This window comes from Micromonospora sp. NPDC051924, from assembly GCF_055586005.1.
The window spans coordinates 1-21604 of the sequence record NZ_JBVJJA010000076.1; the positions used below are offsets into that span (position 1 = coordinate 1).

19 protein-coding genes and 1 pseudogene are annotated in these 21604 nt (G+C 68.6%); 5 read left to right on the plus strand and 15 right to left on the minus strand.

Annotated elements, in window-relative coordinates:
- Window positions 1-403: 403 nt before the first annotated feature.
- Window positions 404-1558, plus strand: a complete 1155-nt coding sequence (locus ACZ6S5_RS32985; RefSeq protein ID WP_466006187.1) for an FAD-dependent monooxygenase — start codon at window positions 404-406, stop codon at window positions 1556-1558.
- 198 nt (window positions 1559-1756) lie between these two features.
- Window positions 1757-3373, plus strand: coding sequence for a carboxylesterase/lipase family protein (locus ACZ6S5_RS32990; protein WP_466006188.1), 1617 nt, complete (start codon window positions 1757-1759; stop codon window positions 3371-3373).
- A 47-nt stretch (window positions 3374-3420) separates the two neighbouring features.
- Here ACZ6S5_RS32990 and ACZ6S5_RS32995 read toward each other — a convergent pair whose 3' ends face one another.
- From ACZ6S5_RS32995 to ACZ6S5_RS33005, 3 genes and pseudogenes are all read right to left on the minus strand, one after another.
- Complete coding sequence (locus tag ACZ6S5_RS32995) at window positions 3421-3645, minus strand: LysR family transcriptional regulator (RefSeq protein WP_466006189.1); 225 nt, start codon at window positions 3643-3645, stop codon at window positions 3421-3423.
- 138 nt (window positions 3646-3783) lie between these two features.
- Window positions 3784-3939: pseudogene (locus tag ACZ6S5_RS33000) on the minus strand (IS256 family transposase); the annotation flags it as partial.
- Window positions 3940-5229, minus strand: a complete 1290-nt coding sequence (locus ACZ6S5_RS33005) for an IS701 family transposase (RefSeq protein WP_466006190.1) — start codon at window positions 5227-5229, stop codon at window positions 3940-3942.
- Window positions 5230-5957: 728 nt separating this feature from the next.
- On the opposite strand from ACZ6S5_RS33005, the gene ACZ6S5_RS33010 reads away from it, so the two are divergent.
- The gene (locus tag ACZ6S5_RS33010; protein WP_466006208.1) at window positions 5958-6269 is read left to right on the plus strand and encodes a DUF1707 SHOCT-like domain-containing protein; all 312 of its coding nucleotides are present in this window, start codon (window positions 5958-5960) and stop codon (window positions 6267-6269) included.
- A gap of 1552 nt (window positions 6270-7821) precedes the next feature.
- Here the strand turns inward: ACZ6S5_RS33010 and ACZ6S5_RS33015 are convergent.
- The 11 genes from ACZ6S5_RS33015 to ACZ6S5_RS33065 form a co-directional block, all read right to left on the minus strand.
- Window positions 7822-8328: a hypothetical protein gene (locus tag ACZ6S5_RS33015; RefSeq protein WP_466006192.1), complete on the minus strand. Its 507-nt coding sequence runs from the start codon at window positions 8326-8328 to the stop codon at window positions 7822-7824.
- Between the two features lie 82 nt (window positions 8329-8410).
- Window positions 8411-8869 carry a DUF4190 domain-containing protein gene (locus ACZ6S5_RS33020; RefSeq protein ID WP_466006193.1) on the minus strand — a complete coding sequence of 153 codons (459 nt, stop codon included), beginning with the start codon at window positions 8867-8869 and terminating at the stop codon, window positions 8411-8413.
- Window positions 8866-9270 carry a hypothetical protein gene (locus tag ACZ6S5_RS33025; protein WP_466006195.1) on the minus strand — a complete coding sequence of 135 codons (405 nt, stop codon included), beginning with the start codon at window positions 9268-9270 and terminating at the stop codon, window positions 8866-8868. Before ACZ6S5_RS33025 ends, ACZ6S5_RS33020 begins: the two co-directional genes overlap by 4 nt.
- A complete protein-coding gene (locus tag ACZ6S5_RS33030) occupies window positions 9267-11750 on the minus strand; it encodes an AAA family ATPase (RefSeq protein WP_466006196.1) in 2484 nt (827 codons plus the stop codon). The genes ACZ6S5_RS33025 and ACZ6S5_RS33030 overlap by 4 nt, the downstream gene beginning before the upstream one ends.
- Window positions 11751-12080: 330 nt before the next feature.
- Window positions 12081-13982, minus strand: coding sequence for a DNA/RNA helicase domain-containing protein (locus ACZ6S5_RS33035; protein WP_466006197.1), 1902 nt, complete (start codon window positions 13980-13982; stop codon window positions 12081-12083).
- A 127-nt stretch (window positions 13983-14109) separates the two neighbouring features.
- Window positions 14110-14445, minus strand: a complete 336-nt coding sequence (locus tag ACZ6S5_RS33040) for a nucleotide pyrophosphohydrolase (protein ID WP_466006198.1) — start codon at window positions 14443-14445, stop codon at window positions 14110-14112.
- A gap of 446 nt (window positions 14446-14891) precedes the next feature.
- Window positions 14892-15962 carry an ATP-dependent DNA ligase gene (locus tag ACZ6S5_RS33045; RefSeq protein WP_466006199.1) on the minus strand — a complete coding sequence of 357 codons (1071 nt, stop codon included), beginning with the start codon at window positions 15960-15962 and terminating at the stop codon, window positions 14892-14894.
- A 226-nt stretch (window positions 15963-16188) separates the two neighbouring features.
- Window positions 16189-16848: an HNH endonuclease family protein gene (locus ACZ6S5_RS33050; RefSeq protein WP_466006200.1), complete on the minus strand. Its 660-nt coding sequence runs from the start codon at window positions 16846-16848 to the stop codon at window positions 16189-16191.
- A 116-nt stretch (window positions 16849-16964) separates the two neighbouring features.
- A complete protein-coding gene (locus ACZ6S5_RS33055; protein WP_466006201.1) occupies window positions 16965-17144 on the minus strand; it encodes a hypothetical protein in 180 nt (59 codons plus the stop codon).
- Window positions 17145-17313: 169 nt separating this feature from the next.
- Window positions 17314-17925 (minus strand): G5 domain-containing protein, encoded by a 612-nt coding sequence (locus ACZ6S5_RS33060; RefSeq protein ID WP_466006202.1) that lies wholly within the window; start codon window positions 17923-17925, stop codon window positions 17314-17316.
- Window positions 17926-18345: 420 nt separating this feature from the next.
- Window positions 18346-18801: a lamin tail domain-containing protein gene (locus tag ACZ6S5_RS33065; RefSeq protein WP_466006203.1), complete on the minus strand. Its 456-nt coding sequence runs from the start codon at window positions 18799-18801 to the stop codon at window positions 18346-18348.
- A gap of 249 nt (window positions 18802-19050) precedes the next feature.
- Between ACZ6S5_RS33065 and ACZ6S5_RS33070 the strand changes: the two genes are divergently transcribed.
- Both ACZ6S5_RS33070 and ACZ6S5_RS33075 read left to right on the plus strand, forming a co-directional pair.
- On the plus strand, window positions 19051-20184 hold the full coding sequence (locus ACZ6S5_RS33070) for a DUF4236 domain-containing protein (protein WP_466006205.1): 1134 nt from the start codon (window positions 19051-19053) through the stop codon (window positions 20182-20184).
- Between the two features lie 139 nt (window positions 20185-20323).
- On the plus strand, window positions 20324-20650 hold the full coding sequence (locus ACZ6S5_RS33075) for a VOC family protein (RefSeq protein ID WP_466006206.1): 327 nt from the start codon (window positions 20324-20326) through the stop codon (window positions 20648-20650).
- Between the two features lie 344 nt (window positions 20651-20994).
- Here the strand turns inward: ACZ6S5_RS33075 and ACZ6S5_RS33080 are convergent, their stop codons facing one another.
- Entirely contained in the window at window positions 20995-21504 is a 510-nt protein-coding gene (locus tag ACZ6S5_RS33080; RefSeq protein ID WP_466006207.1) for a class I SAM-dependent methyltransferase, read from the minus strand.
- Window positions 21505-21604 lie beyond the last annotated feature (100 nt).

The following is a 21604-nucleotide window of genomic DNA, read 5'->3' on the forward strand; positions in this document are numbered from 1 at the left end:
GCCCACGGCAGGTCGGCGACATCGTCCGCGCCGCTCTCCACCTCACCCATTTCGAATACCGATACCTACCGGATTCTTGTTGAGATCACGTCAGTAGGCCGTCAGCGTCCCTCCTTGGCGGGTAGGTCGCTCACCGTGCGACCGTACGTTCCGCCGCGCAGGCCAGCTGCCGCTGAGGATGGGATGGCCGACAGCCGTCCAATGGGCAGCATGGCCATGATGCGTTTCGAGCCCGGGTTCAGCTGCTGGTCCCGGACGGGGCCGGGTAGGCCAGAGATGACCACCCGATTCGATCAGGCCAGCAGGGAGCCGCGGCCCCGATCGTTGACACTCCTTCCACCGTCGAACAGCCCACTACCTTGTCAATTCCTACATAGAGTCGTTGCCGAGTCGAGGGGACACCATGGTTGGGCAGCACGCGGTTGTGGTTGGGGCCGGGGTAGGCGGCCTGAGTGCCGCGGCGGCGTTGGTTCAGCGCGGGTGGGTGGTAACCGTTCTGGAACGGCAACCGGTGGTCTCGGGCGCCGGCGCGGGCATCAGCTTGTGGCCCAACGCGCTTCGTGCGCTGGACCGGCTGGGTATCGGCGAGTGGTTTCAGGTCGGTGGCGTGATCGGCGGACGCAGCGGGGTACGCCGTCCGGACGGCCGGTGGATCGCGCGCTCCGATATCGCCGATGAGATCACCCGCCGCTATGGCCGGCCCTTTGTCCTGAGGCATCGCGCCGAGCTGATCACCGCACTGGTCGACCTCCTGCCGGTCGAAGCGCTGCGCCCGAGCGTGCGGGCAACGGCGATCCTTCAGGGCGAGGCCGGGCCGGCGGCCGTGTCGACCACGGACGGAGAGCTGACCGCCGACCTCGTGGTGCTCGCCGACGGGCTGCGTTCACAGCTGCGGCACGAGTTGTTCCCCGGGCATCCTGGGCACCGGTACGCCGGCTACACCAGTTGGCGGATGGTCGCGAGCCGGCCCACCGGGCCGTTGGAACCCGCCGAAACGTGGGGCCGGCGGGGAGAGCGCTTCGCGGTCCTCCCGTTGGCGGACGACCGGGTGTACTGCTACGCCACGGCGAACGCCCCGGCTGGTGTGCGCAGCCCGGATGAGCGGGCCGAACTGATCCGGCGCTTCGGCGAGTGGCACGAGCCGATTCCCACCATTCTCGGGTCGCTCTCGCCCGAGGGGGTTATTCGTACCGACATCCACGAGCTGGCGCAGCCGCTGCCGGCGATGCACGCCGGCTGCGTCGCCGTGCTCGGTGACGCGGCGCACGCGATGACTCCGGATCTCGGTCAAGGCGGCTGTCAGGCCATCGAAGACGCTGTGGTGCTCGCTGCCGTCGTCGGGTCGGGCACCCAACCCGTACGCGCTGCGCTGCCTGCCTACACTGAGGCCCGACTCGGTCGCACCACGGACATCGCCCGCCGATCCCGCAGCGCCGGTCGGCTCTATCAGGCGCCGCCGCTGATCGCCAGGGCGGCCGCGCGTGGCATGAACGCCATACCCGCATCGATCATCGCCCGAGGGCTCGCGCCGATCCTCGACTGGCAGCCACCCCAGTAGTCTTCCCGCCACGGCAGCGGCATCGGGATGAAGCGTGCCGCCGGTAGCAACCGGTCACCCATGCTGGGTAGCCCAACATATGCCGTCGCTCGGCTCGTAGAGGACCTGGTGGTGGTTGCCGGGTACGCGCGTCGACGTAGTCACGGTGTCGCTGTGGTGCTGACGAAATGTCGGCAGATGGTTCATAGCGTCGTGGCCATGAGACTTGTATACATCGCCGCCGCGCTGGCGGCCGTCGCGGCAGCGCTCGGGGCACCCAGCGGCGGCACCGCCGCCGGCGCGTCTGACCCCGCGGTCGTCAGCATCGAATCGGGCGTGCTACGTGGCACGGTCGCCGCCGATCATCGGACGTTCCTTGGTATCCCCTACGCCGCACCCCCGGTTGGTGACCGGCGCTGGCGGGCGCCGCTGCCGCCACACCCGTGGCCGTCGGTCCGCGACGCGACCCGGCCTGGCAATTCCTGCCTTCAGATGGGAGGACCGACCGGGTCCACGGTGGTCGGCAGCGAGGACTGCCTGTACCTGAACGTCACCACACCGGCAGGCGGTGAAGCTCGACGTCTGCCGGTCATGGTGTGGCTACCCGGCGGAGGCTTCGTGTCCGGGGCCGGCAGCGACTACGACCCGACCCGGCTCGCGGTCTCCGGACATGTGGTGGTGGTGACCGTCAACTACCGGCTCGGCGCGCTCGGCTTCCTCGATCACCCGGCGCTCGCCGCGACCGAACCGGCCGCCGGCAACTTCGGCATCGCCGACCAGCAGGCCGCGCTGCGCTGGGTGGGGCGCAACATCGCCCGGTTCGGCGGCGACCCCCACAACATCACCCTCTTCGGCCAGTCGGCCGGCGCGTACAGCGCCTGTACCCAGCTGGCATCGCCGTCGGCGGCCGGCCTGTTCCAGAAGGCGATCGTGCAAAGTGGCCCTTGCGGCAACGCCCTCGTCACCCGCCCGGTGGCCCAGTCCCGCGGTAGCCGGCTGGCCGACGACCTCGGGTGCGCGGTAACGGCCGACGTACCGGCGTGCCTGCGCGGCGTCCCGGCCAGCCGGCTGGCCGGCATCGGCGGCGACCGGGTCTTCACCGCCACCGCCCGCATCGCCGACCTGCCCTGGCTGCCCGTGGCCGGGACCCCGATACTGCCCTACCAGCCGTTGGAGGCGATGCGGCGAGGGCTGGCTGCCCGCGTACCGCTGATACAGGGCAGCATGCGTGACGAGATGCGCCCCTTCGTCGCGGTTAACTACGACATCCACGGCCACCCGGTGACCGCCGACCAGTACCCGGGCATCCTCGCCCAGGTGTTCGGTGCCGACACGGCCGAGGTACTCGCCCGATACCCGGCGAGCGCCTACCCCAGCCCGGGCGTCGCGCTCGCCACCGTGCTCACCGACTGGGGACACAAGCTCGGTGGCTGCACGGTGCTACCCGCCGACCAGGCGGCGTCTAGGCGTGCCCCGGTCTACGCCTACGAGTTCGCCGAGGACAGCGGCCAGATATTCGGCGGTTTCCCGATCGGCGTCGGTCACGGGAGTGAACTTCCGTACCTGTTCGACGGGACGTTCAACGGTCCGGGCGGCTCGCCGACGCTCAGCGAACGGCAGCAGCGGCTCTCGAGCGAGATGATCGCCTACTGGTCCAACTTTGCCGCCACCGGCAACCCCAACGGAGCGGGACTGCCGCACTGGTCGGGATACCGGGGCGACGGGCGGCTACTCTCGCTGGCCGCAGGCCCAGGGGGCGTTGTCCCGACAAACTTCAGCCGTGCGCACCAATGTGGGTTCTGGGATGGCTCCGTCCGACATGTGCCTGCCAGGTGACGATTGGACCCGTCCGATATGCGGGCAGCTCATCCCGGCTGCCGACATCACATCGACGATCTGCTGCGCGTAGTCCGCCAGGCGCTGGCCCGCGACCGTGAGCCGCAGACTGCGCGGCCCCGGTCCACCAGCGTCACCCCGGCCTTCTGCTCGAGGGTGGCGAGCTGGTGGGAGACTGCGGACGGGGTTAGCCCAAGCTGCTCTGCGGCGGCGACGATGGTGCCTTGGCGGGCGATTTCCAGGACGACCTGTAGGCGTGCGGTGTTGAACATCGGCCGAATGCTTCCCTGCTCACGGGCGGTGCGGTCAGCCGTCGACGTCCGCCCGGCCCACACTCTCGCTTGCCGTCCGGGTCTGCTCCGCGCCGACCACGACGACCCATAACGGCCATCGCGGGATCCGGTCTGATGCTATGCGGCGATCGGGGTGGGGTCGGCTTGGTCGGTGCCGTGTTCGCCGGTGTCGATCGTGACCTTGCGGGCTTTGGTGAGTAGTTCCAGGCCCGTGTAGCGGCGTCCTTCGGTCCACTCGTCGGTCTGCTCGGCTAGTACGGCAGCCCGGGTTCGTTATGTAGATGCTGGTTGATGGCTGAGTCCGGCTCGGCGGCGGTGGTGGCTGGTCCGGGCGCGTGCTTGGTGTTGGCGTCGCCAGTGTGACCAGGTCAGCCAGTGGTCGATGGTGTGGACGGTGTTGGTGATCAGCTTGGCGAAGAGGCGGCGGATTTCGGGCTGGGTCACGGGGATCAGCTCGTGGTCGGCTGTGCGGTGGTGAGCGCGTTCGCGGGCGGCGATCACGGTGAGGATGGCCTGGGCGAGCATGACGAGGGTGACGTGTCGGTGCCAGGCGTGCCAGCGGCGGACCTGTGGTTCGTCCAGGCCGATGGTCTTGCCGGTCTGGAAGCAGGTCTCGATCGACCAGCGTGTCCCGGCCACCGCTACCAGCGCTCGTAGGGGAACGGGTCGGGGTGACCAGCAGCGGTAGAACGCCAGCTCGCCGTCGCTGATCCGGCGTCGGATCAGCAGGGTGTGCTGGCCTGGGGTCTCGTCGGCGGGCGCGGTGATGGCGATCCAGGCCCAGTCGTAGTCGCGGGCGCCTTTCGACCCGGCGCCGGCGGACAGCCGGTTCCAGGCTCGGGCGGGTAGGTCGGCGGCGAGCCGGTCGGCACGCAGTGGGCCGTCGACCGGGCGGGCGGTGATCCGGTGACTCTTGGCCACCGCCAGCACGTAACCCACACCGTGTTGTTGCAGGTCGCGGCGGAGGTGCCGGTCACCGCCGTAGGCTTCGTCCGCGGTGGCCCACGCTGCCGGCGTGTTCGCGTCGAGGGCGCGGGTGAGCATCCGCCGGGCCAGGACGAGCTTGGTAGCGAACGTGACATCATCGGGGATGCCTGCGGCGGCGCACCGCTCTGGTTCGTCGGTCCACACCTTCGGCAGGTAGACCTCCCGGTCGATCAGCGTGTATCCGTCCGGTGCGGCATAGGCCAGGTAGACCGCAACCTGCGCGTTCTCCACCCGACCGGCCGTGCCGGTGTACTGCCGCTGCACCCCGACGGTGTGCACACCCTTCTTCAGATCACCGGTGTCATCCAGTATCAGCACCCCGCCCGGGTCACCGAGGGCGTCGACCACGTAGCCCCGCACGTCATCGCGCACCGCGTCGGCGTCCCACACCGCCTCGCCCAGCAGCCGCTGCATCGCGTGCGGCGACGCGTCCCCGGCCTGCTCAGCCAACTGCCAACACGACCGCGTGTCCACATCCGACAGCAACCCGAGCACGAACGACCGCGCCTGCCGGCGCGGCTCCACCCGCCCGAACCGGCCCGCGATCCACGCGAACCCGGTGTCGAACTCCGCCAACCATCCCTCGACGTCTACGCTGTCCCCAGCGGCCGCCGCACGATCTTCACTTGTCCTCACAAACAGTGCATGATCAACCGGCGGCCGCCTCCATGCCCGCAGACACGCCGACCAGCCCAAACCGAGCCGAACTCATCGCCGGTTGTCTACATAACGAATCCGGGCTGCCGTACTAGGACGGCGAGAAGCGCGCCGGCCGCCGCGCTGTCGTCTACGTGCAGGTGTCGGCAACCCGTCAGCGCTACTACTGTTTCGGCCAGTGACCAGGTGCAACGCCTCGTGCAAACGTGAGTAGATGACCACGAGCGGGTCCGTTCTAGTCATCATCAGTGTTGCGATCGGGTTTCTGGCCGGGCGTGCATATCAGGTCGCTCACCGGGCTTGGTCGGATTACAAGAAGGCGAAGGCGCTCGTGCCGCAGCTTTTGAGGACGTTCTGGGCGGCTGTGCGGGGGGCTATTGTGATCCTTGCTGTCGCCTTAGCATGGATGGTTGGTTCCGCATGGGCGGCCGCGTCCAGCAACTCGACGGAGGGCCCGTCGCCATCGCCATCGCCGTCATCGCCAGCTCCGTCGCACGGTCGGTAGAGAGCAGGAGTGTGGGGGTACCCATCTCCTGGCATCCGCAGCTGACATCAACCGAGCCGACCGTCAGCTCCATGCGGCCGAGTGTGCGGTGCGGGCTGATCAGCCGCGGGAGGCCGCTGCTGCCGCCGAACTAACGCCGGTGATGGCGGATCTTCGTGGCGACGCACGGCGGCTGACCGGGTCCGATCGGCAGGCGGTCGCCGACTTGCTCCAGCGCGCTGTGAACGTGGGTCAGTTGGAACTGCCCGAGTTCGACGAGCGGGTACGGGCCGCGTACGGGCTCAGCCAAGCCGTCACGGGGGGACACTCAGCCACTCCCGACGACTGCCCAGAATCTATGAAGTGGCGGCTACCGCCTGCACATGCCGCCAGCACCATGTCGGCTGCGCCAGCCAGCTGTGGCTCGGCGAGGGATGCTGCGCGCTCGACACGATCCCAAATGAAGGCAGCGTAAGCGTGGTGGGTCGCGGACGGTAGTCAATGGGAGTTCTTGCGGTGTGCTGTCACCATCAACTGGAGTTGACGGCGCTATGTGCAGTGGTTGGGCATACGGCTGCATTTTTTGGCAAGGGGGCGATGGAGATTATTGGGGGGCGGTCTATCGCTGGCTTCGCTCGGGTTCGGCATACTCGGCGACTCTTAACGGCATCAGCTTTAATGTACTCAATCGTCCTGTCTTCTTCGTTTAGGAAGATATGCCAGCCGTCCTTCGTTGATAGCGTGTAGCCTACTCTCGCCCCCGCATCCTTTACAGCTATCTGCTCGGCCGGCAGCCATGGATCGTGCAAGATTTCCAGTATGACTTGCGGTTCGTGCGGCAGTCGGTAGACCTGTGTGACCGCCGGCAGGGAAAGATAGCATATTGCGGCCATGGATAATGGAAGTACGCGATAAAAAAGGTGCGTGACCAGTGCGGGCCTGATTGTGTCATCTCTATGGATGAAACGCCACCTGCGCGCTCTATTGCGGGCCAATGCGTACCCTGATGCCGTATAGACGAAGGATTGGCACCTCCAATCGCTCAGTATGCTCGTGACATGGAAATCGGCTAAGGTGGTCCTGATCGCTCCAACTATGGCGTCCAACGAGGAAAGGGTTTCCTCGTTCTTCGAATACCATTCGGGCAGGCCAACAAGCCAATCTCGTAGTTGTTCGCAGCGAAGGATTGCTGCGTGCATTGCAGCGCTAGGCGTTGCGTGCGCTGGAGATATCGTCAGCGCGGCAAGGGCGGTGAGCGTTGCAGCAATGAACCGTCGCACAAGGATCAACAGGAGTAGAAGTGCCGGCAAGAGAAGCGGCAGGAGTGGGATTACGGTGCCGAGCAATGTTCCAACAGCGCCATTGGAAGATGCGATTGTGGATGCAGTAGAGGTATCGTAGTTTGATATGACTATTAGTCGCACGCCGGTTGCCAGCAACAAAAAGATGGGTGAAGCGAGCAGGGTCTTTGTGGTTGTCGATAGCGTAAAGATCGGCTGGCGAGGGGCGGGCTTGGGGCGCGGCGAAGACTCGGTGGGCTCAGCGGGGTCAGTGGGCTCAGGGAGTGACGGCGAGGGTGACGGGGGGTTGGCGGTCGGCTTTTGCAATTGCCTTCTAAGCTTCACCAACTATTCCTCCATGCGGGCCAGCTGTTGAGAAGGATCTATCTCATCCGCTTAAAGAGTCGATGATGACGGGCGCGGCGCGGCTGCCTCTTGTTGAGTCGGGTGCACGAAGCTGACCGACCGATGGGTCATCGCGTATGCCGGATCTCAGGAGCAGTGCCACAGCCCCGCCGCTGGTCACAGGAGGTCATGCGCTTCGGCGTTACTCTCAGCCTCAGCAGGCGTTGCTAAAAACAACGCCGTTCGAGGTTGCCTGCGGCACGCGGAGGGCGGCCACCACGTGGTCAAGGTTTTTCCGGCGTTGGCGACGACGAATGCGTGGGGTGGAATGCGATTGTGGCGGAAGCGGTCCGGCCATGCGTGGCGCTGCTCTGACGGCGTCACCGCAGCGGTGTGCATCGCTCAGGCGAGGTTTCCTTCCCGGTGATCTCGTTGACGAGCCGCGTCGAGCAGGTGCTGAAGGGCCTGCCGTGACCGGCCCGTTGCCGTGGCGAGCGCCCCGAGCGGGTCGGTGTGCCCGCGATCGGTGAGGTCTTCGAAGACGTCGAGGAGGTCGGATTCGAACCCGGCTGCGGTCGCACCCCGGGCCTGGGCCAGCTCGGCGAGGCGGCCGTCGATGTAGTCGCGCATCATCATCTGGTACGCGCCGACGCTCGGCATGTCGTGGAACTCGGCCACCATGTCGTCGACGTGCCGGCCCATGCGGTGCAGGATCGCCGAGCTGACGCCGCGCGCCTGGACCTCGGGCGCCGCGTCGTCGGCCACTCTGATGACGACCTCGTCCGGCCCGGTTATCTCGGACGGCCCGGCGTCGGTGCGCCAGCGGGCCGTGACGACGAAGCCGTCGTCTCTCCGGGACAGCTCAGGGGACGGGTCGGATACGGCGTGGAGGCGTTTCCTCTGGGACATGCCTTCCTGTCTTTCCGGCGGCCTGGTGGGCGCCTGCTTCCGGGCCGCGGTGGCGGCCGATGTCGTATCCGTGCCGCCCGCGTTAGGGCGTCGGGGTGGCCGCGCTCAGGACGCTGCCGAAGAACACCATCACGGTGAAGAGGATCATGGGGCCGACGAAGACGTAGCCGAGGACGAGACCGGCGACTGCCATGCCGTGCCCCGACCGCGTGCCGTCGCGGGTTTCCCGCAGGGCGAGGTGGCCGAGGATGACGGCGAGGATGCAGGGCAGCCCGAACAGGCACCAGCCGCCGAGCACGCCGAGGATCCCGAGCACCAGGGAGGTGGTCGCCAGGCCCGACGTCAGGGTCGGCTGCACGGTGACCCGCTGCGGGTATCCGGCCTGATAGGCCATGCCCGGGCCCGGCGGGTAGGCGCCGGGCGGCGCGGACACCGGCGGGTACGGCCCCGGCACGGTAGACACCGGCGGGTACGGACCCGGGACGGCGGGCAGTGCCGGCTGCGGGCGGGTGAGGTCGGGGCCGGGCTGCGGGTAGGTCATCGTTGCGGTTCCGTCCTTCGGTCGAGGTGGGTGAGCAGGGTGCTCACCTCGGTGTGCAGGCGACGCAGCTCGGCGGCCGTCGGCGCCAGTTCGTAGCAGTGGTGGTGGGCGGCGGCCGACAGCGCGGCCCAGGTGAACGCGACCCGCCGGGCGACGGCGGCGCCGGGCCCGAACCGGCCGCGCAGCATCAGCTGCTTCGCCCGGCCCTGCCGGCACGCGGCCACCACCGGCCGGGTCCGCCGCCAGTAGGCGTCGATGCCGCCTTCGAGGGCGAGCCGGATGAGGCAGGCGCATGCCCGCGGCCACCAGCCGGCGGTCACTGCGGCTGCGCCGAGCTGGCCGGCGCCGCGCAGCATCTGGTCGGCTGCCTCCAGGCAGTGCTGTGGCGTCGGCGCGGTCACGACCGGACCTCCGTCCCGTTGCGGGGTCCGGGCACGGCGGCGACGTGGCCCCGCAGCGCCTCCACGAGATAGCGGGCGTCCGCGACCAGTGGGGGCAGGTCGAACAGGTACGCCCCGTGCACCCCTTCCTTGCAGGCCTTGTACGCGCCCACCACCCGCGACCCGTGCCGGCGGCTCAGGTAGCCGAGCACGTCACCGCCCCGGTCGGCGTCGTCGAACAGCGCCAACGCGACCGTGGTGGTCAGCCGGCGGGACGCGGCGACGACGGCCGCCTCGATGTCGTCGTGCGGTACACCCCGCGCGACCCGGCGCCGCCACACGATCCGGTGGCAGGCCGCTTCGATCGCCGACCGGCACAGCTCCGCCACCACCGGCCCGCGCACCTCGGCGGCGACCTCCTCCGTACGCGCCAGGGCGTGCGCGTCGTCGAGGTAGCGGGTTACCGGGTCGGAGCTGGGGCGCAGGGTCACCACCGACCGTTCCGCGCGGGTCACCTCCACGATGCGGGACTGGCCGAGGTCGAGGCGGGCCAGGGCGTCGGGCAGCCGGGTGTCGTGGGTGAAGACCACCACCTGCCGCTGCTCGGCCAGCTCGGCGAGCACCCGCGCCAGGCCGTCCACCTTGGCGGAGTCCATGCTCTGCACCGGGTCGTCGACCACGATGAACCGGAACGGGCTCTCCGGCGCGCAGCCGCGCGGCAGGAACGTCGCCAACCCGAGGGCGTGCATTTCACCCTGGCTCATCACCCCGAGCGCGGTGCCGTTGTCCGCGCCGTCCACGCTGACCGGGATCACCACCCGCCGCCGGGTGTTCGCACCTTCCAGGGTCATCGCACCAAGTTCGACGTTGCTCTCCTGGCGCAGCTGCGCCCAGATCCGCTGCGAGTGCTCCGCGAACGGCGCCACCCGCTGGTTGCGCAGCTCCGCCCCGATCGCCTTCAGCCACGCCCGCGCTGCCTTCACCCGGATAAGGGCGCGTTCCCGCTCTGGCAGCCTCCCGGCCGCCGCGACCCAGGCCCGCAGCTCGCCGGCCGCCGCCTGCCAGCCGGTGTCGCGCTGGCGGAGCAGACCTTTCGCGTACGCCTGCACGGCCTGCGCCGCCGCGAGCAGCGCCGGGTACCGCGCGGTCAGATGGTCGGCGAGCTCGTCCGGCCCGCCCGGCGCCAGCCGCAGCGCCGCCGCGGCGGCGTGCAGCGCGTCGAGCGGCACGCCGACGGCGTCGCCGGCAGGCACCTCGAGGTCGTCGATCAGGTAGTGGGCCCGCTGCAGCAGCGCGGACAGCCCGGCGGCGGCGGCCTGGGCGGCCAGGGTGCGGTCGCGCAGCTCCGCCAGGGACGCGGTCGCGCTGGTCCGCCAGTCGCCGTCGAGGCGGCCCGATGCGCAGACCGGGCACGGCCCGTCACCCCGGTCGTCATGGTGCTCGATGGCCAGCCGGAGCAGTTCGGCGCTGCGCAGCGACGCCCGCGAGCGGCTGCCGTCGTGCCGGCGCGCCTCGGCCGCGGCCTCCCGCAGCCGCTCGGCGAAAAGCACCACCTCGTCGGCGCCGGGCAGCTGCATCGCCACCAGCCGCCGGCACAGCAGCACTGCCTCGTCGGCGGTCGGCTCCTCCGGCTCGTCGAGGATCGCGGTCAGCGCCGCCAGGTCGGGACGGGTGACGAGCAGCGCCGCCGCCCGACGGGCCCGGTCGTCTGCCACCTCGGACAGGGCGGCGGCCAGGGCGGCACGCTGTGCGCGTACCTCCTTGATGGCGGCGTCGACGGGGCGCGCGGCGGTCATCAGTCGGCGGTCGGCGTCGGTGATCGCCTCCAGGCCGAGGATCGCGGAGATCGCGTCGAAGAGCTGGCTCTGCGTGCCGGCGGTGAGCCGACCGAGCTCGGCGGCGGTGAGGAACGGCCGGTACAGCTCCAGCGGCCGGGCGAGCCCCAGCTCGGCGAGATCCTGATGGGTGCCGTGCCCGCTGGTGACGGTCACCTCGGCGTCGTTCAGCTCCGCGCCGGTAGGCCAGGAGCGGACCACCCGGGTCGGGGTGGCGACCCCGTCGACCCGCAGGTCCACGGCGATCCGGCACGGGTCTCCGGCGTGCAGGTTGCGCCATCCGGTACGCCACACGCTGTTGCGGTCGGCCCAGCGGGCGCTGTCCCCGGTCAGGGCCAATTCCAGAGCCTCGGCGAAGCTGGACTTGCCGGAGCCGTTGCGGCCGACCATCACGGTCAACCCCAGGCCGGGCTCGATGGCGAGGGTGCGCTCCGGGCCGACGCCGCGGAACCCGGCGACGGTGACCGACGAGAGCCAGATCCGCTCCCGCGGCTCGTCCGCCGCGCTGTGCTGCGGCGTCAGCGCGGTCGGCTCGCCGGCGAGCGCCGCGGCCAGGTCGGCCTCGCCGTTGAGTGCGGCGAGGACCACCTCGGCGGTGTCATCGGGTACGCGGTCGGCGGCGAGCCGGTCGAAGATCAGCTCGACCAGGGGTTCGGTGCGGTTCATCCGATGACCTCCACTGAGGCGGGTGGGGGCGGTCCATTGCAGCGGCTAGCTTTGCTGGCAGTGGTGGCGCGGCGACGGTGCGAAGTTGCCGTCAGTGGATGAATCGGCGGTCAGGCCGGCAACGCAACAGGTCAGCACAGATCGGGCGCCGGTCGCGGCTGCGAGAGCCCAGGGCACAGCCTCCCGCGGAGGCATCGCCCACTCGATGGTTCTCAGGGGACTCCAGCGCCATCAAAGGGGGCGCGGCGTCGTCCTGCTGGTCCCAGATGTGATCGGCTGCTGAAGCCTGGTCATGGCAAGCTCCTCGCTGGCCCTGGTGCCAGTGCCAGCTCACTGGGCAGTGGGGGAGCCCTCGTAGACGGTCTCCAAACCACGCCGGACCCGGATGAGCGACGCCAGGTAGTCGCGTGTCTCCGGGTCGGTGGAGTAGAGGATGGTGCCACGCATGCCGCGCGTCATCAGTACCTTATAGGTGTTCCGGATCAGCCGGTCAGCTTCGAGGTCGCTCAGCTGCTTCCGGCTGCGGAAGGCAGGGTCTTTCGACTCGGACCGCTGGCTGACGAGGCGGCCGTCGCGAGCGACCAGGTCAGGGCCCATGATCACGCCCGACCACTCGTACTCGAAGCCCTGGGCCGTGTAGACGCAGCCCACCTGGCCGAAGCCGTTGGGATCGGTCGCCCAGTACGCACTGCCTGGCGCGTCGCCCACGCTGCGGTCACTCTTGACGTTCCACGGCCGAGCCCAGCCACCGATCCGCACGTCCGGTACCAGGGAATCGTCCGGTCGGGGGTCGCTCCACGGCCAGCAGTACCCCGCGGACATCCGCGCCGTTTCCCCGGTGGCCTGCTTGGCCGCCAGGAACGCCTCCATCTCCTCCGGCGATTCGGCCAGCCGCAGGTCGAACCGGCCGTCGCCGGACCAGACCGACGGCTTACCGCCGTCGAGGCCTAGCAGGTCGAGTACCCACTGTTCGTATGCCTCGCTGCCGCCGCACCGGAACTGGTCGTGCAGTGAGACGATCTCGACGTCCAGGTTGAGCTGTTTCGCGTGGGCGGAGATGACGTCGACGCTGCCCAGTTCGCCCGGCTTGACGACCTGGTGCTCGTCGAGGAGGAAGACCGGCACCCGGGCCGCGGCGATCAGCTCGTCGATCTGCGGGCGGGACGTGTCCCGCTTCGTCATCGGCGTAAACCGGTTGACCGACGTTTCCCGGATCCGGTGGGCCTCGTCGCAGATCAGGACGTCGAGGCCGTTCCGTTCGGCAGCCATGAAGCTGTTGAAGTAGCCGAACAGGTTCTTCAAACGGGTCGAGCCCTTCCCGGCGTACCTGCGCAGGGTCTGGGTGAACGAGCGCGAGCCGGTAGCGTGCATGACCGACCGCTGTTGCCGGGCCAGCTCCCCGAGCACCGACAGCGCGATCACGCTCTTGCCACTGCCAGGTCCGCCGGACACGACGACGACTGACTTACGGTCCGCGGCCCGCGCCCGCTCGACTGCGTGTAGCACCAGTTCGTACGCCAGGCGCTGCTCATCGAGCAAGGTGAAGTGCGACCGTACCTTCAGCTCGGCCGCCGCGTACGACAGCAGGTGCTTGCTGGGGCGGACGGAGCTGGCGAGGAAGCGGTCGGCCGCAGCCGCACTAGAGGTGGGCGCCAGGTGGGTGCGCAGGTAGTCGAGAAACTGGCCGCGACGCTGCTTGGTGAAAATCCGGCTCTGCTCGGTGGCGCGACGGACGAACAAGTCGTTCACGTCCCGATCGACCGCGTTGTGCAGGTACGCAGCGCCGACGATCGGGCTGCGACGGTGGGAGAGTACGCCGAGAAAGTCCGTCAGGTACTCGCAGTAGTCACCGACCTGCACGCCGGGGTGCAGCCGCGGCCCGTGCGCGTGCTCGACCAGGACGAGCCGGTCGGACCCCTCGTATGACTCGGCCTGCGACCACTGCTTCAGCTCCACGACCACGTAGGAGTCCTCGGCCGTCCTCGGATGAACGCCGGCGAGCACCACGTCGATCCGCTTGCTGGTCAGCGGCAGTTGGTACTCGACCAGCACCTCGACCTGGCCCAGGCCGGAGTCGGCCAGGTCCTGGCCGAGCACGGTGAGGCTTCGCTCCCAGGCCCGGCGCTCGGCGGCGCTCACGTTGTGCCCGATGTGCTCGGCGATCCGGTCGACCAGGGTGCCGCTGATCGCGTAGCGGACAAGACCCTCCGCGGAGGTGCGGAACGCAGACAAGACTTGCCCCCGGGCAGCACGAAGTGATCGTGCGCATGGGGGGCATGTCCGGCCCGAGCCGGAAGCCCGTCGTTACGCGCAGGTACGGATGGACTGTAGCGAAGAGATCAACACCTCGCATGTCCCGCTACCGCTTCGTGGCCGAGCCTCTGACCTGTTCGACGGGATAGCGGACGGCTACCTCGGCCAGTTTGGCGACGGCAGCCTCCTCCAAGTCGATGCCGAGGACATCCGCTAATCGGGTCAGGTAGATCATCACGTCGCCGATTTCCGCCCGGACACGTGCGCCCGCCTCGGGCTCGTCCATCACCGCGGCGGCCTGTTGGGGTGTGAGCCACTGGAACTCCGCGAGTAACTCACCGACCTCGCCCGCGAGCGCCATGGCCAGGTTTTTCGGCGTGTGGAACTGCTGCCAGTCGCGCTCCTCGGCGAAGGCTCGCGCTCGAGCTGTCAGGTCGTTCACCTGGCGAGTCTTGCACGGTCGGCTCTGTTGGTCTCCAAACCATGGTCGTTACCGGAGCCGGCCGTGCACGAAGCCGTGGCTGTTGATCCCTTCGATGAAGGTGGCCCAGGCCTGCTGCAAGCAACGGTCCGTAAGCGAGGCCGGCGGCTGGTGCGGTCAGGGTGGTCGGAAGATCGCTGGTGCCCAGCCCCACCGGGCGGGGCGGGCGGCTGGTGCCGTAAGCACTACGGTCGATGGCAGCGTACCGGCGATCCTTTGAAGACGCTGATCAACATCAACAACGGACCGGTCTGCACGGAGCCTGGGTGTAGCAAGCCACACGTGGCCAAGGGCCGGTTCCGAGGGGAACTCGATGACGGCCGACGCCTGCTCGCCGACGCGGATCGAGGCCGGTCGGCAGCGGCCGACAGCTTGGGACCGCATCCCCCCGACGGGGGTCGTCGCTGCTACGGCTCACCGAAGTAGGACTCTTCCTCGCCGAGCAGCAGCGGCACGTCGTACACCGAGATGTCCGGTCGCGCCCGTGCGTACCCCACCCGATGTCGCCAGCGCCCGTGCTCGAAGGCCACGTCGGCGCCGATCTCCGCCACGACGGTCGGTTCCACCTGCACGTACCGCAGCGGTTCCGGCCGCTCCAGCTGTCCGGACCAGGACGCGGGCATCGGCTCCGGCCACGGGTGGGCCACGGCGGCGCGGCGGTGCTGCAGAGGGTGCAGCGGGGACAGCAGCGCGCCGAGCTCCTCCCGCTGGGCGCTGGTCAGCGGGTGGGTCCGGCCGGTGTACCTCAGCCGCCCGCGTCGGTCTAACCGGCCGAGCAATGCCGTCTCCGGGTCGCGGATACTGCCGGTCACCCCACCGACGATCGCCTCAGTGACGATCCGGGTCCGGAACTTCGACCAGCCGCGCCGACCCGGCTCGTACCGTCCGGACAGCCGCTTGCTCACCACGCCCTCAATGCCTGCTGCGACGGTCCAGTTCAGCAACCAGTCCGATACCTGCCGCATGTCGGTGGTCTGCGGAGTCAGGGTGAGCTGCGCCGGCGCGTCGACGAGCAACTCCTCCAGCCGGGCCCGCCGCTGCGACAACGGCAAGTCAAGGACAACCTCGCCACCGGCGTCGGCGAGGAGATCGAACAGCACGTAGTGCGCAGGGCAGTCGTGGACCAGGCGGAGAAGCCCGCGGCCGGCGGTGATCCGCTGCTGGAGTAGCGCGAAGTTCGTCCGCCCGCGCTCCCACGCGATCAACTCGCCATCGAGCACCACCCCGGGCGGGATTGCCGCTCGGATAGCCCGGGTGACGTCCGGGAAGTAGGTAGTGAGGTTCCGGCCGGCCCGCGACTGCAGGTGCACCCCGTCCTGCTCGCGGAAGGCGATACACCTCCACCCGTCCCACTTCGGCTCGTGGACCAGACCCGGGGCATCCGGTACTGCGTCGACCGGGGCGGCGAGCATCGGCGCGACCGGCCGGCGCAGCACCGGCTCGGCGGCCGCCCCGGCCCGACGTCGGGCCGGATTCATTGCCCGCGTCGGCTGTGAACGCTCCTCATCCTCCGCCCCCCAGGCCATCGTGGGGGAGCGGCCACCCGGGCGGGGCGAAGATCCGTGACAACGAATGGCCAAGGGCCGGCATCGAACATGTGCTCGGCGAGGAGTCGCTGTCCCACTCGCCGGGGTTATGCACGGATCGCAGGCGAGGTAGGGCGGTGCGGTGGGCGCGGGCCGGCACCGCCCTCTCCTGTGATTGCTAGAAGGCGCGCACGACCGTGATGGTGACGTTGGGGCAGGAGTTGGCCCAGCTGGTCAGGGCGTTCTTCTCGGCGGTGTCGACGGTGAGCCGCCAGCGGATCTTCGTGGCAACCCACTCGTTGATGTACCGGCAACGGGCGGAGGTGTACGGGGGCATCCAGGTCGCGGGGTCCTGGTCGCCCTTGGCCTGGTTGACGTTGTCGGTCACCGCGACTAGGGGGCGGGAGTCGCCGAGGTCGTTGGCGTAGGACTGGCGGCGGCTGGTGGTCCAGGAACGGGCGCCGGAGTCCCACGCTTCGGCGAGCGGGACCATGTGGTCGATGTCGAGGTCGCTGGTGAGCGTCCAGTAGGCGTTGTCGTAGTAGGAGTACCAGCGCCCGCCGGACAGGCTGCAGCCGGAGCCGATGGTGGGTTTGGTGGTGGCCTCGGCGATGAGGACCTCGTAGCGGGTGTTGCAGCCGTCTCCGTCGGCGTCGATCCACAGGGGGAACAAGCTGCGGTCGTAGCCGGTGCGGACCTCGGTGGCGACAGGCAGGTTCGCCACGGCGGTGCGCAGGGCGGCGGAGTAGGTCTCGGCGTGGGCGGGGGCGGCGGTCAGGGCGGTGGTGGCGGTGACGGCGGCCAGCAGGGTGGCGGCCCATCGCAGGGTGCGGGTCACGGTCGACTCTCCCGGTCATCGAAGATAGCGGCACCTCGATATACACAGGTGTCGACCGTCATAGCAATGGTCTGCGAGCGAACTACTGCAGGACAGCATTCCGCTGGGGGTAGGTGTCAGCCTCTCACCGCTGAATCGGGCGGCCGGTACTGGTAGACCTCCGTGTCATAAAGCCTGTATGCGAGGACGTAGACGTGCTCAACCGCGGGCGCCGCGAGGTGGCTCGCCCCGACGTAAGCCCCCGTTTGAGGCAGCTTCACCACCGCCGGTGGACTGCCGTCGGCGGTCACCTCCATCGGCATCAGTCTCCCGTCGACCGGTCCACCCAGAAACCATGCCTGTACTGCCGCCACTGCCACTTTGCGTACCGCTTGTCGGTGGCTGAGATTCGCCGCTGGCCGGGGGCATAGGAATGAGACGTGCGGAGGCAGGAGCAGATCTCCCTCCGCACCTTCCTGTATTGCGTCACGTGTCGCAGGCGATGCCGTCGCCGTCTCGGTCCAGGTCGTAGATATCGCTGCCGACCACCCTGACAGGCCCGTCGACGTAGGCGGGGCCGTTGCCGCTGCCGCCGGCGCAGTCGACGTCGCTGGCGATGGGTACGCAGGCGCCACTGTAGTTCGGGTCGCACTGCTGGGTGACCTTGGTGCCGACCCTGACGACCTGGGTGACGGGTGCCTTGGTGACCTGCGAGCGGACCAGCTTCTTGGCTGTCTGGACGCCGTCAGTCAGGGTCACCTGGTAGGTGAGGGTCTTGATTCCCGCGACCCCTTGGGTGGTCACCTTTCTGGTGCCCCTGGGAAGTGAGGAGTCGTTGACGGTCCTGGTCTGGTACGCGATCTTCTGCGTCTCGGTGACGGTACGGGTCTCGACCACCGGGGTGGCGGTAGCCGTGGGGGTCACCGCAGTCGGCGATGTTGCTACTGGCGTGGCGGCGAGGCCTGCCTCCGTTGCAGTCGACGGGGCATCTGCGGCCTGAATAGTCGGGGCCGGCGGGGTGGTGGCGTCCTTGTCGGAGCTGGTAGGGGAGACAAGGGCGACGATGCCGGGCACCCCGCAGCACAGCACGACCAACACCCCTGCGCTGATGAGCGCAATCTTGCCCTTGGATGCCTTCCGCCGCGCCGGCGCCTGGTCCCAACTGGTAGCTGCCGGGAACTGCGCCGTCGGGTACGGCGGTACATCGCTGCCGTGCCCGCTCCGCGGCTGGTAGGGCGGTGGGGGCGGGGGTGGTGGTGGCGTTGGCTCTTGCCACGGGTCCTGCGGAGGCTGGTTCGTCACCTGTCCGAGTGTGCTGACCAGTGTCAACGTCCGGCACCGGCCGGTCGGCCACGATGTGTATCGGCATTTCGACCTACGGTTACGACGTTCTCTGTCTGCTGCTCACCACTCGCCGAGGGCCAGAGCATGTCCCGACGGGACCATGGGGGCGGGGAAAGAGTTGCGCGGAAAGCGCCGGCCCACCTGATGGCGGGCCGGCGCTCACGGTGTGCTGGTTCAGCAGTAGGTGTAGCTGCCGGTGCTGCCCCAGGAGCAGGAGTCGATCCCCGTGCCGGCGGAGTTACGCAGGTAGGCGGCGTCGCCGGTGTTGTTCCAGACGTAGGCGGAGCGGCCCCAGTAGCGGTGGTAGGTGGTGTTGGTGCCCTTGCCGGTGTGGATGTACACGTTGTAGCCAGGCTTGAGGTAGAAGTTGCTGCTGAACGTGTAGACGTGGCTGGACTTGTCGCGCAGCGTCCAGTACTTGAGGTTGATGGTGGTGCTGCGCTTGTTGGTCAGCCGGATGTACTCGCCGTTGAGGCTAGTGTTCGACCCGGTGTCGCTGCCCGGGGAGTTGTAGTACGCCAACGTGATCATGACGGCCGGGGTGGCGGCCTGCGCCGGCGTGGCGGCGGCGAGCGACCCACCGACCGCAATGGCGAGCGCCGCGACGGCACCGATCAGCTTGTTCTTCAAGTGGTCCCCTTGACTCGAAGCTAGAAGCCGGCGAGAACCCATCGCCGGTAGATGCATGGCATCACATGCGTGCAAGATCATAATATTGCCCAACGACAAGTTCACGAGCCGAAGCGGCCGACTTCCGCGATAGTGCCGGCCCGGGCATCCGTGCATGGCCGATAGGGACCCGGGGGCGACCAATTAGCGGAGCAGTGATCAGGTAGCAGGCTGAACGATCGCTCAGGCGACAGGGCCTACGGTCGGCTGATGGGGTTCTCCATCAAGCTGGCACCCGGGGTGCGTATCCGTGCCTCCTCTCGCGGCATCCGCACCAGTGTCGGTCCGAGGGCGGCCCGGGTGCACTTCGGCGCCGGCCGCACCGGCTTCTCCACTGGCGTCGGTCCCGTCGGCTTCTACACCTCCCTCGGGGGCGGCCGCCGCTCCAGCCGTTCCGGCGGTCGAGCGACGTCGGCCGCGACCTATCAGCGGCAGGTCGCGGCTCAGCAACGGCAAGCGGCACACGCTCAGCGAGTCGAGGAGGCCCACCGCCTGGCGCAGACCTTCCTGCGCATCCTGGAGCTGCACCGGGTCGACTTCCCCGCGGCTACCCGACCCATCGCACTGCAGCCAGGACCCCCGGACCGGGCAAGCATCTACCAGCATTACGAACAGCACGCCCTGGCCGGCGTCGGCCTTTTCGAGCGCGCGAAACGAGCTCAGGCCAAGCACCTCGCCACCGGGTGGACCGAAGCCGAGATGCAACGGCAATGGACGACCCGATGTGAACAGCAGGCAGCCTGGCAGCAATACCTCGACCAGCGGTGGCACCAGCTGTGCAGCAACTCACCCGAGGTTGTCATGGAGACGCTGGAGGAAGCCTTCGAGGACAACGAAGCACCCAGCGCCGCGGTCGGCGTCATCGCTGACGAGGTCTCCCTCGTGGTGCTCGTACCCAGCGTGGACCAGGTCGTGCCCGAACGCATGCCCACCACCACACAGGCCGGCAACCTGTCCCTACGCAAGCTCCCGCAGCGCGACCGCGCCGACTACTACAAACAATTCGTGTGCGGCCAAGTGCTGGTCACCGTACGGGAAGCTCTTGCCGTCGCACCCGCGATCGCCTCCGCCCGCGTCGCCGTCCTGCGTCAGGACCGGCCCGACAGCTACGGTCGGCCCCGCGTCTCCTGCCTACTCGCCGCCAAGTTCGACCGCCAGGCACTCAACGGCGTTCAGTGGCAGACAGCCGACGCAGCCCGGATCGTCAACGACACCAGCAGGGAGTTAGTGCTCAACCAACGAGCCCGCACCGGCGAACTGCAGCCCCTGAACCTCGCCACCGAGCCCGCACTCGCCGAACTCCTCAGCGCCGTCGACCTTGCCGAGCTAACTGGCGAGCAGTAGGCCGATGAGCCGCAGCAAGAGCTGGCCCCCGGGTGCCGACGGATGGGGCGGCGCGAACGGCGGTGGCATTTTCTGGCGAGATTGGTGTTGCCACGCCGGAGCTCAGGATTGCGGTCGGTGAATGATCAATGGTGCTCATGTGATCATCTACAGCCGCAACCCAGAGGCGGACCGCGCCTTCTTTCGGGACACGCTCGGCTACCACCACGTCGACGCCGGCCATGGCTGGCTCATTTTCAAGCTCCCGCCGGCCGAGCTCGCCATGCACCCGGCCGAGGGTGAGCCGGCCCACGAACTCTTCCTCATGTGCGACGACGTCGCGGCGACCATGGCCGACCTGGCCGCGAAGGGCGTCGAGTTCACGATCCCGGTCACCGAGGAGCGGTGGGGGCTGCGCACCGCGATGCGGCTGCCCGGTGGCGGCGAACTCGGTCTCTACGAACCGCGTCACCCGGTCGCAATCTGACGCGCCGGCTTGACGGCTGGCCGAGGCCGACGGAAGGGCAGCCCAGGCAGCAAGAAGGTAGCGAAACCCATAGCAACAACCGTGGCCAGGCTCACCGGATGGCCACAACCCTGCGCGTGCCGACAGCCCCTGCCACCCAGCCGGAGTCGTTGGTGCGATCCGCAGCGGGGGTCACGCCCTCAGCGGGCAGTAAGCCGGCAGCAGCGGCGGCCTGACATCAGTCGTTGACATCAACGGTGGCGGCCGAGGCCGGACGAGTGCAGACGGGTGTCGCCTCCGACCCGAACCCGCTGGACGTCAGCGGACGCTGCGACTCTTACCGAAAGCGCCTTGTAAACGAGTGCTCACTGGTTCGTGTTGACCCGGTGAGCATGCAGGGCGAGCCAGGTCCTGCTGGACCGAGTCTGGTCCGCGTGGCGGACCTTGAAGCCGGCTGTGACGAGCAGGGCGGTCAGATCCGGCAGACGGTGGAAGGTGAACCAGCGTCTGCGGTTGGAGCCGTAGTTGGATGCAATCTCCCAGCCTTCGCCGTCGCCTTCCGTCACGTTGAGGTAGAGCTGGCCGCCGAGGCGAATCGCGCGGGCGAACTCGCCAAGGACCGCAGGTACCGCTTGACGGGGAATGTGCAACAACGCTGCCTGGCACCAGATCGCGTCAACCGCTCCAGACCGCACAGGAAGATGCCGCATGTCGGCTTGGACGACGCCCGGCAAGCCACCGGTCCGCAGTTGCCCCAGGGACAGGTCGAAGCCGACCACTCGCAAGCCCCGCTCTCGCAGGAGCCTGACCTCGCGGCCGGGACCGCAACCGACGTCGGCCACCATGCCCCCTGCCGGAAGGCGTGTGGTCAGCAATGCAATGACGTGATCTCAACAAGAATCCGGTAGGTATCGGTATTCGAAATGGGTGAGGTGGAGAGCGGCGCGGACGATGTCGCCGACCTGCCGTGGGCTG